We start from the raw sequence: 15376 nt of genomic DNA on the forward strand, positions 1-15376 counted from the left end.
TAGGTCGGGAGTAGTCGTTATGATGACATTAGCGGGTCTTACACTGCAACGCGGTGACTTACGTTTGCTAGAAAACGCCAATGTTAGCCTGCATTCCGGTTGGAAGGTAGGGTTAACCGGTGCGAATGGTGCGGGTAAGTCATCATTATTTAAACTGTTGCTGGGTGAACTTACACCGGATGCCGGTGAGCTGCAAATGTCAGGTTACGATCGCATTGCTTATATGGCACAGGAAGTACGCAGTTTACAGCTAGCGGCGATTGATTATGTACTAGAAGGCCATCACGAATTAAAGCAAGTCGAATTGGATTTAGTGGCTGCTGAACAAGCGGGCGATAACCAACGCTTAGCGGAATTATATGGGCAATATGATTTATTACACGGCTATTCTAAAAAAGCTGAAGCCGAACAATTATTAGCAGGGCTAGGTTTTCCACAGGCAGTGTTTAATAATCCGGTGGACAGCTTTTCGGGTGGTTGGCGAATTCGTTTAAACCTTGCGCGTACTTTATTTATGCCATCCGATTTAATGCTGTTAGACGAACCCACTAATCACTTAGATTTAGACGCAACACTGTGGCTAGAAGGCTGGCTGCGTAGTTATCAAGGTACGTTGGTATTAATTTCTCACGACCGTGATTTTTTAGATAACGTCGTCGACCATCTGCTGCACGTTGAAAATAAACAGCTGAATTTATACAAAGGCGGCTATTCAGCTTTTGAACGCCAACGTGCCGAACGCCTTGCCCAGCAGCAGTCTATGTTTGTTAAACAGCAGCGTGAAGTCGCGCACATGGAAGATTTTGTGCGCCGTTTTAAAGCCAAAGCCACTAAAGCTAAGCAAGCGCAAAGCCGCATAAAAGCCTTAGAGCGCATGGAAAGAATTGCACCAGCCCACGTTGATTCGCCTTTTCATTTTGTGTTTCCTGAAGCCAGCCAGTTTTCTGACCCGCTGCTGGTAATGCGTAAAGCCGATTTAGGTTATCCAGCCAAACCCGTATTAAGTGGCGTGGGTTTTACACTACACCCAGGCCAGCGCATTGGTTTGCTTGGCCCTAATGGTGCGGGTAAATCAACGCTGATTAAAACGCTGGTAGGCGACTTGCCACCAATAACGGGACAGCGCACCCAAGGCGAACACTTATACATTGGCTATTTTGCTCAGCACCAACTAGAAGCGTTAGATGTAAATGCTACGCCGCTGCTGCATTTACAGCGTTTATCGCCTGACGTTAGAGAACAAGAACTGCGTAATTTTTTAGGTGGCTTTGGTTTTCAAGGCGATGAAGTTTTGGCGTTGGTTAAGCGTTTTTCGGGTGGCGAAAAAGCCCGTTTAGCGTTGGCAATGATTGCTTGGAAAAAACCCAACTTGCTGCTGTTAGATGAACCAACCAACCACTTAGATTTAGAAATGCGCCATGCTTTAACCTTAGCCTTGCAGGGTTTTGAAGGTGCGGTCATTGTGGTTTCGCACGACCGTCACCTTTTAAACAACACGGTCGATGAATATTGGCTGGTTGCTGATGGTAAAGTAGACAATTTTGACGGTGATTTAGAAGACTATGCGAATTGGTTAAAAAGTCGCCAACAAGCTTTGCGCCGTATAGAGAAAGCCGAACAACCACAAGATGAAACAACAGCACCAGTGGTTAGTAAAAAGTTAGACCGTAAAGAAGCAGTGCGTTTAAGGGAACTGTTGCGGCCTTTAAAAAAGGCAATCGAGCAACTTGAGCAGCAAACAGAAAAAATTCAGGCGCAATTAAAAGTGATAGAAACAACGCTAGCCGATGTAGACATTTACAGCGATAGCCAGCGTAAAGACGAGCTGCAACAGTTATTAAAAGACCAAGGGCGCTTAGAGCAAGAACTAGACGAATTAGAAATGCAGTGGTTAGAAAGCAGTGAGGCATTAGAACACCACACTGCTGAGTTAGGGCTTTAACTTTAAGCTATTGCTTATAAATAAGGGCTTTAATCTTCTTGATAAACCATTTTACGATTCATGCCGCCATCGACGACAAACTCTTGCCCCGTCACAAAACTGGCTAAGTCAGAGGCTAGCCATAAAACAACACCGGCTACGTCATCTGGCTTACCCATGCGCCCTACAGGGTGTTGTTCGTGATCTTGGTTAGAATGAAATGGCTCGAAGCGTGACGAGTTTTTTTGCCACTCACCTACTTCTATCCAGCCGGGGCTAATCATATTAACACGCACATCAGGCGCTAAGCTTATTGCCAGCGAGTGGTTTAAGGCTGCAACACCACCTTTGCTGGCTGAATAGGCTTCTGTGTCGGGTTCTGATTGATTAATGCGTGTAGAGCCAATGTTAATAATACTGCCTTGGGTGGCACGTAAATCCGTTGCAGCGTGTTTACTGCATAAAAATACACCCGTTAAATTAACATCAAGGTAACGCTGCCAAACGCCTAAATCTAGGTCTTCTAACGCGCCAGAATAGGGGTTAGATAAACCGGCATTGTTGATTAATAAATTAATAGGCCCCATTTTTTTGTGGGTAGTTTCCATCAGTTCACGCACTTGATCTTCGCGTGAAACGTCAACGGAATGAAATGCTACTTTGCCAAGCGTATCAAACAAGTGGATGCATTCAGTACCGGCTTCACCGTCAATATCGGCAATCATTACCTGCCAGCCTTGCTGTAAAAGTGCGCCACAGATAGCGCGGCCTATGCCTTGTGCGCCACCGGTCACTAAAGCAACAGGACGCGATTTGGATTCACTCAAAATAGAACTCCTTAAATACACTATTTACTTTCAAGTAAGAAAGTGACCGGGCCATCATTGATTAATTCAACCTGCATATTGGCACCAAACTGGCCGCAGGCAACTTGGGAGTGGCTATTTCTAGCGCAGGTAAGAAAGTGATTATAAAGCAATTCGCCTTTTACGGGTTCTGCTGCTGAAGAAAAGCCGGGGCGTAAACCTTTGTGAGTTTCTGCTGATAAAGTAAATTGAGAGATCACCAGTAAGCCACCGCTAGTTTGCTTTAAACCTAAGTTCATCTTGCCTATATCATCGGCAAAAATACGATAACTTAATACTTTTGCTAAAAGTTTTTCGGCAATCATTTCGTTGTCGGCTTTATCAACGCCTAAAAATACTAAAAGTCCTGCATCAATTTCACCAATAACGGCACCGTCTACCGTTACTTTTGCGCGACTAACACGCTGCAATAGTGCTTTCATTTCCTATTGACTCCTATTGTTTTATAATTTTTATTATAAAAATTAATAATCAAAAAGGTTGATATTGATAAATTCATTTGTCATTCTTCACGCTGAAAATTAATTGAATGCGTTATTGTGGCTTAAATTTTTGTTGAAACCAAAGAATAGAGGGTAGAGAAATGCTACTAAAAAAAGTGCTAGGAACGGCAGTCGCCAGTGTACTCGTTGCGGGTATGGTGGCTTGTGGTGGAAGTGAAGATAAAACGGCAACTAACGCAACGGCTGAATCTAAAGGTCAGAATTGGCGTTATGCCCATGAAGAATATGAAAATGACGTACAAGATGTGTTTGCTTATAAGTTTAAAGAATACATTGAGGCCAACTCAGCGCATTCTTTACAAGTTTTTCGCTTTGGTGAACTTGGTGAATCAGACGACATTATGGAGCAAACCCAAGCGGGTATTTTGCAATTTGTAAACCAATCACCCGGTTTTACAGGTTCATTGATCCCAGAAGCGCAAATCTTTTTTATTCCTTATCTATTGCCAGTTGAAGAAGCCCACATTATGGCGTTCTTCAAAAAAAGTAAGGCAATCAAAGAAATATTCCCCAAACTTTATGCTGAGCAGGGTTTAGAGTTATTAACCATGTATCCCGAAGGTGAAGTCGTCCTAACCACCGATGAACCCATTCGTTCGCCTGACGATTTGCAAGGTAAAAACATTCGTACCATGACCAACCCACTGCTGCTAGAAACTTACAAAGCGTTTGGGGGTATTCCCACACTTTTGCCTTGGGGTGAAGTGTATGGCGGCTTGCAAACGAACATTTTACAAGGGCAAGAAAATCCGCTGTTTTGGATTGAGTCGGGTGGTCTTTATGAAGTTTCACCTCATTTAACCTTTACGGGTCATAACCAATTCACCACCGCAATGATGGCAAATAAAGAATTTTTTGATGGTTTGTCGGCTAAAGATCAAACATTAATTAAAGCAGCTACTGATTATGCTTTTAACTACATGACTGAATACGTACCCGGTCTTGGTGAGAAAAAGCTGCAAGCGATTATGGATGCTAGCGATGAGGTGACAGTCACGCGTTTAACCGCTGCTGAGCGCCAAGTATTTATTGATCGTGCGCCACAAGTTGAACAAAAGTTTGTTGAAATTACTGGCGAGTCAGGTCAAGCGTTACTTGAGCAATTTAAAGCAGATTTAAAAGCGTCTGCTATTCAATAACGTTTTGCGTTGCTAATAAAGTTTTGCGTTGCCAAGGAAGGCGACTGAAATTAAACAAGAGGTAGGTTGTAATGGATGATTTTTCAAAGGATTCAGACGCAAATTTGCCCAGTATTTTAGGTCCTATCGACAAAGCAATCAGTCAGTTTGAAGCGGTTATTCTTGCTTTGGGTGTTTTGTTAATGGCACTTAATACGGTAGCGAATGTTATTAGCCGTTTTGCATTGGGTGAAAGCCTGTTTTTTGTAGAAGAAATTAACCGTATTTTAATTGTAATGATTACCTTTGCTGGCATGGGCTATGCAGCAAGGCAGGGGCGGCATATTCGTATGTCAGCTTTTTATGATGTTTTGCCTAAAATAATGCGCCGTTATTTAATGATTTTTATCGCTTTTACAACCAGTTTTATTCTATTTTTTTTAGGTTGGTTTTCCATTAGTTATGTGCAAAGCACCTATGCTACAGGGCGCTTGCTTCCCACTTTAAGTATTCCTGTTTACCTGATGTTTTTGTGGGTGCCAGTGGGCTTCTTTGTGACGGGTATTCAGTATTTTTTTACCGGCATAAAAAACCTTTCATCTAAAACCGTTTATTTATCAACCCAAATACAAGATGGTTATGAAGATGAAAAGGATACCTGACCTATGATGATTTTAATGCTAGTGACTATGATTGTTTTATTATTATTGGGTTTCCCGATGATGATACCTTTAACTACAGCCGCAATTATTGGCTTTGTAATGATGTTTGATGGTTTTGGGCAAATAGATACGTTTATACAGCAGATGTTGGCTGGAATTAGGCCAACGGCACTTATTGCTGTCCCTATGTTTATTTTTGCTGCCGATGTAATGACGCGTGGGCAGTCAGCTAATCGCCTAGTCGATTTAGTCATGGCTTTTATAGGGCATGTAAAAGGCGGCTTGGCAGTTAGTACTGCCGCCTCTTGCACTTTGTTTGGTGCGGTTTCAGGCTCTACCCAAGCAACAGTGGTTGCGGTGGGTTCGCCTATGCGCCCTAGAATGTTAAAAGCAGGCTATAAAGATTCTTTTATTTTAGCGTTAATTATTAATTCTAGTGACATTGCTTTTTTAATTCCGCCCAGCATTGGCATGATTATCTATGGTGTTATTTCAGGCACTTCAATCGGCGAACTATTCATTGCTGGCATTGGGCCTGGTCTGCTTATTTTGTTAGTATTTTCTATTTATTGCGTTATTTATGCCACCATTAACAAAGTACCAACAGAACCCCGTGCAAGCTGGTCTGAACGTTTAACGGCCATTCGCCAAGCGCTTTGGCCTTTGGGTTTCCCTGTACTTATTGTGGGCGGTATTTATGGCGGTGTGTTTAGCCCAACAGAAGCGGCCGCTGCTTGTGTGCTTTATGCGGTTTTTTTAGAATTTATCGTTTTTCGATCCTTAAAAATGACCGATATTTACCAAATTGCTAAATCAACCGGTTTGATTACTGCGGTGGTGTTTATTCTGGTTGCGGTAGGTAATGGCTTTTCGTGGATTATTTCTTTTGCACACATTCCTCAAACGCTGTTAGCAGGCATTGGTATTAACGAAGCAGGGCCACAAGGTGTGCTGGTTATTATTGCCACGGCCTTTTTTATTGCGTGTATGTTTGTTGATCCTATCGTGGTTATTTTAGTGCTAACCCCTATTTTTGCACCGGCGATTGCTAGCACAGGTTTAGATCCGGTATTGGTGGGCGTACTGATTACGTTAATTGTGGCAATAGGTTCAGCAACACCACCCTTTGGTTGCGATATATTTACTGCCATTGCAATTTTTAAGCGCCCCTATTGGGAAGTGATTAGAGGCACACCGCCTTTTGTGTTTATGCTGGTGATGGTGGCAGGGGCAATTATACTCTTCCCACAAATCGCGCTCTTTTTACGCGACCTCGCTTTTAGATAAGTTCTTTTAGGCGGGTTTTGGTATATTTGTAACACTAAGCAGAATTAAATTTGTGGTATAATTACCCTCTATTCTAGGGCTAAATTTGAAGAGCTGAAGTGGAAAATCTGAATTCTTGGTTTTTGGTTATAGCTGTCCTGCTATGTATAAGCATTTTAGCCAGCGTAATTTCTGCACGTATCGGAATGCCATTGCTCTTGGTGTTTCTGGCAGTAGGTATGCTGGCTGGTGAAGACGGTGTCGGCGGTTTAAAATTTGCCAGCTTTGAAGCGGCTTATGTAATAGGCAATTTAGCACTAGCGATAATTTTGCTAGATGGTGGAATGCGAACCCGCATGAAAACTTTTCGGGTGGGTTTGCGTCCTGCATTAGTTTTAGCCACTTTAGGTGTTTTGGTTACTTCAGGGTTAACCGGTTTGTTAGCCATGTGGATTTTTAAGCTATCTTTATTAGAAGGCTTATTAGTGGGTGCGATTGTAGGCTCTACTGACGCTGCTGCGGTGTTTTCTATGCTTAGCGGTAAAGGTGTTAGCCTAAATGAGCGTGTTAGCGCCACGCTAGAAATAGAATCAGGTACCAACGATCCGATGGCAATTTTTTTAACCATCACCTTAATTACGTTACTAACCCAAGACACACCCAGCCTAATGAGTGCCTTACTGATGTTTTTGCAACAGTTTGGCATAGGTATTCCAATGGGTATTGTGGGCGGTTGGTTCTTTGGCAAAGTATTAAAAAAGCTACAGCTTTCGACTGGTTTTTATCCTCTGCTCATAACGGGTGCTGGTTTAGCCTTATTTGCTACCACTAATATGCTGGGCGGTAGTGGCTTTTTAGCTATTTATTTAGCCGGCTTAATGATAGGTAATAGCCGTTCGGCCAAGCTAGAACACATTTTACCAGTACACGATGGTTTTGCTTGGCTAAGTCAAATTGGTTTGTTTTTAATTTTAGGTTTGCTGGTTACGCCGCACGAAATGCTAGCAACCGCAGTTCCGGCAACGCTCTTGTCGATTGGGATGATTTTAGTGGTGCGCCCAATTGCTGTACTGCTGTGCATAAAGCCCTTTTTCAAATTCAATTGGCGTGAATTAACCTTTATATCTTGGGTGGGTTTGCGCGGTGCAGTGCCCATTGTATTGGCGATTTTTCCTGTGATTGGCAATGTTGAAAATGCCAGTCTGTACTTTAATATCGCCTTTTTTGTGGTGTTGATGTCGCTTTTAGTACAAGGTGCTAGCCTGCCTTGGGTAGCGCGTTGGTTAAAGGTGGAAGTGCCAACAGGTTTTATGCCTAAAAACCGGACTTTATTGGGTGTTTTTCCTGAAGATGACTTTGAAACTTTTGTTTATTCGGTCAATAGCGGCACGTTAGACGGGGTTGAGTTGCGTTGCTTACGCTTTCCATCAGGGGCGCGTATTGCCGCTTTGTTTCGTAATAAGCAACTGATCCACCCTTCAGGCAGTACCCAGCTTAAAGAAGGCGACCAGTTGTGCGTGATTGGCCGTGAATCGGATTTACCCATTTTAAGTAAAATGTTTAACGGTGAGTCTCAGCCAGATAAAGAAAAGAATCGTAATTTTTTTGGTGATTTTACCTTGTCGGGTGATGCACCTTTAAAAGACGTTGCCGATCTGTACGGATTGACCATTAGTCCCGATCAAGAAGGCTTAACACTGAGTGAATTATTAGTGCGGCGCTTTGGTGGGCAAACCGTAGTCGGCGACCAAATGGAATGGCACGGCATACGCTGGGTGGTGGTTAACGTAGAAAATAACCAAATAAAGCAGGTGGGTCTTAAAGCTTTAAATAGCGGTTAAGTGATTATCCCAGTGCAATCGTTGGCCTTTTTCTAGGTGAATTAACTGGCGTTCGCCGCTGTGTGCGTTCAGTTGATATACCTTGCCTTGCCCGTTGCTGACTAAAAACTCACCAGCAATCGCTGCTGCTGCAACGCCACACCCATCTGCCACATAAACGCTTGATAAAAATTGGCGCTGCTGCATATCCCAAAACATCACCTGATTACCGCGTGGTGCAGAAACCGCAGCAAATTGCCCGCTGCTATCAAAACAGGCGCTGCCGCAATATTGCTGTAACTGGCTACGAATCAGTTCAGGTATGTCTAATACTTGCAGCTTTGTACCTTGTTGGTGCGCCAACACTAAAGGCACTGGGTTGGCTGGGTTGCCTTGGTATTGCAGCGCCACAATCACCTGCCCATTCGCAGCCACATCTAAATGGCGAATGCTGCACTGGTGAAATTCATCAGCTAGCTGGTGTGTTGCCAGTAGCTTACCGCTGCTGCTATCTAGGTAGGTTAACGAAGACTGCATGGTGTCTAGGTTAAGCTTTTCTCGCCCTGCTGTTTTAATACCGCCATTCGCCACCACCAGTGTTTTACCATCGGGCATCCATAAAAACTCATGGGGTTCTACACCGCCGGTTAACAACTCGCCTACCACAGCAAAATTTTGCGCTAAATCACGCACCACCAAGCGCCCTTGCTCATTAGTTGGCTCTTTTTTATTAGTGAATTGCTCACTGGTATAAAGGTAGCGTCCATCGGGCGACAGCAGCGCATGACCTTGCAAAAAATAACCCGTTTGGGGAGTTAAAGCAGCAACAGGCTGCTGGTTACGGTAATCATAAATATCAATAAATTTGCCAGGCCGCCGCGCAATGGTAAACAGCCAACCGCGTGTTGAGTCAGCTAAAACATGGTGCGCTCTGGAAGGTAGCAAGTGAGTGATTTGTGCTTGCCCTTGTGCGTTAAAAAAACTTAGCGCATAGCCGCCTTGACTGTTTTTAGCCGCTGAAGCATAAAGTCGCTGTTTTTCTTTAGCGTTAACAACCGGCATTTGTGCTAATAAAGGTGCTGCTGCTAACCAGCCCAGCAGTTGACGGCGGTTAATACCTTGCAACGGATTAGTCCCCATCACGGCTGTTAAACCCAAGGTGTGCTTCAAGCACTGCCATCGCTAGTTGTAAATTCTGTTGCAGCTCAGCCATTTGTAAACGCAGCCGCCGCAAGGTTTGGTCGGTTTGTTCCGTTAAAGCTTGCTGCTGGACTTCTGGTGTTTTGTTCAGTTGTTGATTCATCTGCTGAAAGCTTGCTTCAATGTTATTCGCTAAGTTTTTTTCGCCAGCTTCTAGCAATAAAGAATGCACGCTAACCGGCTTAAAACCACTATAAAGCTGATGTAAAGCGGCTAAGTTAGTGCGGATGTTGCTAATGGATTGGCTGCTGCGCCAAGCTTCACTTCTGCTCCAACGCGCCTTGTCAAAACCACTACCCAATGGGTAATCCAGTTTGTAATCCATAATCACTTGTAGCGGTTCGGCTAAGGCTTTTAGTAATGGAATAGCCGCTTCAGCAGCGGTATCAAAATAAGGGTTAGCACCTGGGTTTAACTGTCTTTCTGCTTGTAATGTCCAATCTTGCTCAATTTCTTGCGCCACGTTAACCATGTAATGATTAACGCCACTTAAAAAACGGCAAGCAGGCGTATTGGGCTGTAGGTTTTTTGCCGCATCCTCATCAAATAAGATTTTTTCCATTGCTGGAAAACCTTTTAAGCTGATGCTGGCGGTTTTAAAAAAAGCATCATCATAAACGGCATCGTCCAATAACAAAGCGCTGCGTAGTTGGTTAGCGCCTGTACCGCGTTTATCCGGCCAATAATGCAACCCATAATTACGCATTAGTAAAGTAACCGGCCCGTATTGAATGTGCTGCACCGCTTGCCAACGTGTCATAGCGTGTTGATAAGCGGCTTGGGCTTGCTCAAGGTTTTTATCAGTTGGCTGCTCACACAGTAAATTAACTTTATTTTGGCTATTTTCTAACGCTTGGGTGAGTTGTTGATAACTAGGAATAATCTGCTGGTTAATGGCGGCTTGGTTATAGGCTTGCCATTGTTTTTCGCTAGGTGCTGCTAATAAATAACTGGTAGGTGTAAGGGTTAAACATAATGCTGCAACGCTAGCTAAATGAGGCAAGTACTTCATCAAAGGGACTCCACAAAATGTATTAATTGTTGGCGTTGATGTTTGGGCAGCGCCATAAATTGCTGTTTAGACGATTCAGCTTCGCCACCGTGCCAAAGAATCGCTTCCTGCACATTACGGGCGCGACCATCGTGCAATAATTGGCTATGTCCGCTGACTAATTGCGTTAAACCTACACCCCAAAGCGCTGGTGTGCGCCATTGATTACCCTTGGCTAAAAACTCGCTGTGTTCATCGGCTAAACCGTCGCCCATGTTGTGCAACAGCAGGTCAGTGTAAGGCCAGATACTTTGACTTGCCAAGAGTGGGTGGGCATTTTTTTCGGTGACGTAATGTGGGCGGTGGCAAGCAGCACAATCCAACTGCTGAAAGATTTTTTCGCCAGCTAATACTTCTGGTTTTTGAGCATTGCGCCTTGGTGGAATGGCTAAAGTTCGCACGTAAAACTCTAAAACTTCGGTCATTAAAGGCGAAGCTTCTACACCACCTAAATGCTCGCTATTACCATCAGGCAATCTACGGCAATCACTTTGTGTGCTGGTGCAGCCACCGTAGCCTTGTGGAAAAATAGCACTAGAAATGCCGATATCTTCAATAAAAGCGGCGGCATTTTGTTGTTTTAAGTTAGGCTGGATCGCCTTCCAGCCAAAGCGCCCTATGACGGTTTTTTGCTGTTGAATGTCCCAAACGTGATTCAGTTGCCCAGCTATTTCAGGGTGATTTTTTTGTGCTGCTACATTGTTATGTAGTTCACTTTCCGAAATGGCTTCTAATAAACCTAAGCCAGGCATGGGCGGCGTAACGCGTGCCGACGTGCGTAGTTGCGGGTGCAATTCACCATAAGCCGGTTTAGTTATCGAATAATGGGGTTGGCGCAGTTCCACCTGTTCACCACCAGCAAGGGCGAGTGTTTGGAAAGTATAATTTAACGTTACTTGCCCTTCAGCAACTAAACCTTGCACCGATTGATCTTGTAATTGCCCACCGTAAACGGGTTCAGGAATAAACGCCTGTTTGCCGCTGGTTAGCAGGGCTTGCTGTTGCTGATTTTGTGGCGGAATACTTAAACGTAAGAATAATGAGCGAGCATTAGCGCTGGCTGTGTCAGGTTTTGGTGGCTGGCCGCGACCATTGTTGGTGTGGCAATTTAAACACGAGCGGGCGTTATACAAAGGCCCTAAACCATCACTTGCCGTGGTAGACGATGGCGAAGAAACCCAGAGTTTGCCAAAAATGGCTTGACCTAGATTAAAGTCCATACGCTGTTCCAAAGTCATATTCGCAGCGTGTTGGGAGAAAGAATGTTTACCAGCCAGCCGTGTTGCCGTGGTTTCGCCAGCGGGTAATTGTGGATTAGCATTTAGCCAAGAAGATACAATCAGCAGCAAGAGCAATGATGCCACTTTGCTGCTGACCAATCTGGCTAACAAAGGCTTGTTAGGCATAGGTTATGGTTTTACATCACGTTAGCAGGATTATCTAGGCTATCAGAACCTTCTAGGCCGGTATTTTCTAAACCTAATAGGCTCATCGCCGCTTCAATCGAGCGGGTTTGCGTGGTTAAACCATTAACCAAGCCTTGCACCAGCGCGTTACCTTCTTTGTTACCTGCCGCAATTAGCACATCAAAAGGCGAACCTTTTTCAGCCGCTTTTACGACGTTAGATGCGGCATTAACTGACGCATTTAACGCGGTGCGTAGCTGTGCATCTAATGCAGCATCTTTAGTTTTCACTAAATCAGCAAGGCTTGGGCCTGTCACTTTACTACCATCAATGCGCGTGTATTCAGCCAAGTAAACATTGCGAATACCCAACACATCATAATAATGGGAGTTGTGTGTATTATCAGAGAAACAGTCATGCTCTTCTTCTGGATCATGCAGCATTAAAGGTAACTTGGTGCGTTCACCAGCTAACTCGCCGTAAGAAAGACTACCCATACCCACTAAAATGGTTGCAAGCCCACCATCAGTGCCTTTAGCAGCGAGTTCAGCACGCGCAGCACCACCTTCTTGCCAGTTAGCAGCCATTTCTTTTAGGTCGCTAATCAATAGGTCTGTGACAACGGTTAGGTAGTCACGACGACGGTCACAGTTACCGCCGGTGCAGTTGTTTAGGCTGTAATCAGTGGCAGGGCGTTCGCCTGAACCGACTTCATTACCGTATAAATCTTGACCCCACAGCAAAAACTCAATCGCGTGATAGCCAGTTGCTACATTGGCTTCATTTTCATCGGCTTCATGCAAAGTTTCTGCTAAAAGTTTGGCGGTGATTTTAGTGGTATCAAGGGTTTGATTGCCTAAACGTAGGCGAGTATTAGCAATCACGTTGGCGGTGTAAAAGAGGTTTTCGTCAGATTCAGTGCCATAGCTGCTGCTATCAACATAGTCAATTAAGCCTTCATCTAACGGCCAAGCATTTACCTTGCCTTCCCAGTCATCAACAATGGCATTACCAAAACGGTAAACTTCGGTTTGTTGGTAGGGTGTGCGTGACGCAATCCAAGCAGTACGTGCCGCTTGTAGGGTTTCTTGGGTTGGGTTATTGAGTAGTGCTTGAATTTTAGTACGTAGTTCTTGGGCAAGAATAACCGAATCTGTATAGCCTGCTTCAGCAATGTCGCTATAAGTTTTAAGAACATCGGCGGGTTCAACTGATTTAGATGGGTTTGTGAGTGCAGCGCAGCCAGTTAAACTAAAGGCTAGCACTAATCCAGATAGCAAACGCATGAAGTTGCTCCTTTGGGGTGTAAAATCTTGAAGGTATAAAAGATGGTTGTTAATAGTAACACTTCTCATTATTATTACAAATAATTAATTTAATACGACTCATAATCATTTAGTAGTAAGTTAAATAGCGCAAATTAAGGGAATTAAACATGGCACAAAAATTCATTTTTACCCTGCTTGGTTTGGTTTTTGTTTTACCTAGTACCGTTCAGGCAGTGGATTTATCAAAAAAAAGCGCCCAAAAAGAATACTTAGGTCAGCAGCTTTTTTTTGATACAGCCTTGTCTAAAAACCGTACCCAGTCTTGTGCAACCTGTCACGAAACAGGTCAAGCGTTTATTGATACACGGGGTAAAGGCACTGCTGCTGCAGTTTCTTTGGGTGATGATGGTCATTCGTTAGGTGATCGTAATGCACCCACGGTTAGCTATGCTGCTAGTATTCCGCCCTTTCATTTAAAAACGAATGGTATTTATGCCGGTGGATTATTTTTAGATGGGCGTTCAGCTACATTGGCTGACCAAGCGGCAGGGCCACCGCTTAATCCAATAGAAATGGGGATGGACTCTGAAGCTACGGTGGTGACGCGTTTACAAGAAAATCCTAATTATGTTGCTGCTTTTAAACAGTTGTATGGTGAGCAAGTATTTGCTGATTCGGATACAGCTTATAAGGCGATGGCGGATGCAATTGCTGCATTTGAGAAAACAGCACTATTTAACCCTTATGATTCTAAATATGATAAAGAATTGCGTGGTGAATATACTTTTACCGATGAAGAGGAATTGGGGCGTACTTTATTCTTCTCGCAGCAGTTTACTAACTGTAATCAATGCCATCAGTTAGAAACACTGCCTAACCGCAGTGGTGAAGTGTTTACTAATTTTGAATACCATAACATTGGTGTGCCAGAAAATACGGCTTTGCGAGCGATCAATGGCGTGAAAGTGTTAGATGAAGGGTTATTTCAGCATCCCGATGTGAATGACCCAGCGCAACGTGGCAAGTTTCGCACACCGACTTTACGCAATGTAGCGGTAACAGCACCTTATATGCACAATGGCGTGTTTAAAGACTTACGCACCGTGATGCTTTTTTATAATAAATACAACAGCCGTGCGGCAAGTCGACAGATTAATCCTGAAACGGGCAATCTATGGGGAAAGCCAGAAATAGTAAGTAATATTTCGATGGATTTATTAACTTTTGGACCCGCTTTAGATGATCGACGGATTGATGCGTTGGTTGCTTTTATGAAAACGCTAACCGATCAGCGTTATGAGTATTTGTTAGGTACTAAAAATTAATGGCTCATTAATCTTTAGGTGCAAATAGCGTTGGGTCGTTGTCGGCTTCAGCGTGTTTTTTTGCATCGCCCTCTTTAATTAAAGAGGGTTCAACAGCTTCAGGTTTATCTTCACTCGGCTCTGGAGTTATTGCTTGTTGGGCATTTTCTTCGAGTAAATCGGGATCAAAGTCCATTGATTCAACAAACTTGTCTTCTTTTTCTTGCTGTAACATTTCTTGATAGCCACGCAAGGCTTCAATCATAAACTCATGGTAGGCGCGAGTATCTTGTAAAGTTTTTAGATTAGCCAGCAGTGTGTGTTCTTTAGACATCAGCGCTAAGCGTTTGAATTTTCTGGAACCAAGGCGTGAGTTGTATTGCACCAGCGGGTAAATGCGATGCATATAGCCTAAACGCCCTTCTAGGTTACGAATGTATTCAATTAAATCGCGCTTTAAACGTTTACGCAGAGTCACCAGTGATGGGTAGCGATTCAAGGAAGGAAAATAGCTCATCATGCCTGCACCGTGGGTTAGCCACAGCACAAAAGCGATACCACCTGCAATGCCGCCTACCCAAGAGCTGGTTAGGCTTAAAAGACTCGCTAAAAATAAGAATAAAGCAGAACCTAAAGCAATAAACCACAGGGTTCTGGCACGTTTTGCGGTATAAAGCTCGTGATCGGTTGGAAAGTCTAAAAGTGATAGCAGGTCATAATCAAGGGATTCTAGTTCAGCATAAAGCGCACGGCGTTCTGTGTCTTGTCGCAGTTTTTCGGCATCTTCACGCTCTTGAATTTTTTTCTGCCGTTCTTCTTCTTCCCAATCAAGGCGTTCTTTTTCTCGCGCAACACGACTTTCGAGCGCTTTTGCAGAGTTAGAACCCTGCTCTGCCGCCCAAGTGCTTATTTTTTTTTGCGTATCACTTTCAAGTGAAACGCTCTGTTCGTCGTTATTGTCTGGCATATTTACAGCAAGGCCACTATGCAA

Annotated in this window: 13 protein-coding genes; 6 read left to right on the forward strand and 7 right to left on the reverse strand. The window is 43.9% G+C overall.

The window, feature by feature from the left end; genetic code table 11:
• Positions 1-19 precede the first annotated feature (19 nt).
• Complete coding sequence (locus VJY63_RS01025) at positions 20-1942, forward strand: ATP-binding cassette domain-containing protein (protein WP_324047767.1); 1923 nt, start codon at positions 20-22, stop codon at positions 1940-1942.
• A gap of 29 nt (positions 1943-1971) precedes the next feature.
• Here VJY63_RS01025 and VJY63_RS01030 read toward each other — a convergent pair whose 3' ends face one another.
• Positions 1972-2748 (reverse strand): SDR family oxidoreductase, encoded by a 777-nt coding sequence (locus VJY63_RS01030; RefSeq protein ID WP_324047768.1) that lies wholly within the window; start codon positions 2746-2748, stop codon positions 1972-1974.
• 20 nt (positions 2749-2768) lie between these two features.
• Positions 2769-3209 carry a D-aminoacyl-tRNA deacylase gene (gene dtd / locus VJY63_RS01035; protein WP_324047770.1) on the reverse strand — a complete coding sequence of 147 codons (441 nt, stop codon included), beginning with the start codon at positions 3207-3209 and terminating at the stop codon, positions 2769-2771.
• 161 nt (positions 3210-3370) lie between these two features.
• Here dtd and dctP point away from each other — a divergent pair, with 161 nt between their 5' ends.
• The 4 genes from dctP to VJY63_RS01055 all read left to right on the forward strand — a co-directional run bounded on the left by dctP (position 3371) and on the right by VJY63_RS01055 (position 8177).
• Positions 3371-4429, forward strand: a complete 1059-nt coding sequence (gene dctP, locus VJY63_RS01040; RefSeq protein WP_414674797.1) for a TRAP transporter substrate-binding protein DctP — start codon at positions 3371-3373, stop codon at positions 4427-4429.
• 71 nt (positions 4430-4500) lie between these two features.
• Positions 4501-5070: a TRAP transporter small permease gene (locus tag VJY63_RS01045; protein WP_324047772.1), complete on the forward strand. Its 570-nt coding sequence runs from the start codon at positions 4501-4503 to the stop codon at positions 5068-5070.
• A 3-nt stretch (positions 5071-5073) separates the two neighbouring features.
• The gene (locus VJY63_RS01050; protein ID WP_324047774.1) at positions 5074-6357 is read left to right on the forward strand and encodes a TRAP transporter large permease; all 1284 of its coding nucleotides are present in this window, start codon (positions 5074-5076) and stop codon (positions 6355-6357) included.
• A gap of 98 nt (positions 6358-6455) precedes the next feature.
• On the forward strand, positions 6456-8177 hold the full coding sequence (locus VJY63_RS01055; RefSeq protein WP_324047776.1) for a potassium/proton antiporter: 1722 nt from the start codon (positions 6456-6458) through the stop codon (positions 8175-8177).
• Here the strand turns inward: VJY63_RS01055 and VJY63_RS01060 are convergent.
• From VJY63_RS01060 to VJY63_RS01075, 4 genes are read right to left on the reverse strand one after another with little or no spacing between them, the layout of a single operon-like run.
• Positions 8163-9326 carry a DUF1513 domain-containing protein gene (locus VJY63_RS01060; RefSeq protein ID WP_324047778.1) on the reverse strand — a complete coding sequence of 388 codons (1164 nt, stop codon included), beginning with the start codon at positions 9324-9326 and terminating at the stop codon, positions 8163-8165. The genes VJY63_RS01055 and VJY63_RS01060 overlap by 15 nt on opposite strands.
• Complete coding sequence (locus VJY63_RS01065) at positions 9286-10368, reverse strand: imelysin family protein (RefSeq protein ID WP_324047780.1); 1083 nt, start codon at positions 10366-10368, stop codon at positions 9286-9288. The genes VJY63_RS01060 and VJY63_RS01065 overlap by 41 nt, the downstream gene beginning before the upstream one ends.
• Positions 10368-11813, reverse strand: coding sequence for a di-heme oxidoredictase family protein (locus VJY63_RS01070; protein ID WP_324047782.1), 1446 nt, complete (start codon positions 11811-11813; stop codon positions 10368-10370). Before VJY63_RS01070 ends, VJY63_RS01065 begins: the two co-directional genes overlap by 1 nt.
• A gap of 11 nt (positions 11814-11824) precedes the next feature.
• Positions 11825-13099: an imelysin family protein gene (locus VJY63_RS01075; protein ID WP_324047784.1), complete on the reverse strand. Its 1275-nt coding sequence runs from the start codon at positions 13097-13099 to the stop codon at positions 11825-11827.
• Between the two features lie 149 nt (positions 13100-13248).
• On the opposite strand from VJY63_RS01075, the gene VJY63_RS01080 reads away from it, so the two are divergent.
• A complete protein-coding gene (locus tag VJY63_RS01080) occupies positions 13249-14406 on the forward strand; it encodes a cytochrome-c peroxidase (RefSeq protein WP_324047786.1) in 1158 nt (385 codons plus the stop codon).
• Positions 14407-14413: 7 nt separating this feature from the next.
• Here the strand turns inward: VJY63_RS01080 and VJY63_RS01085 are convergent, their stop codons facing one another.
• Positions 14414-15352 carry a hypothetical protein gene (locus VJY63_RS01085; RefSeq protein ID WP_324047788.1) on the reverse strand — a complete coding sequence of 313 codons (939 nt, stop codon included), beginning with the start codon at positions 15350-15352 and terminating at the stop codon, positions 14414-14416.
• Between the last annotated feature and the right edge of the window lie 24 nt (positions 15353-15376).

The organism is Marinospirillum sp. (assembly GCF_035271045.1).
Lineage (GTDB): Bacteria > Pseudomonadota > Gammaproteobacteria > Pseudomonadales > Halomonadaceae > Marinospirillum.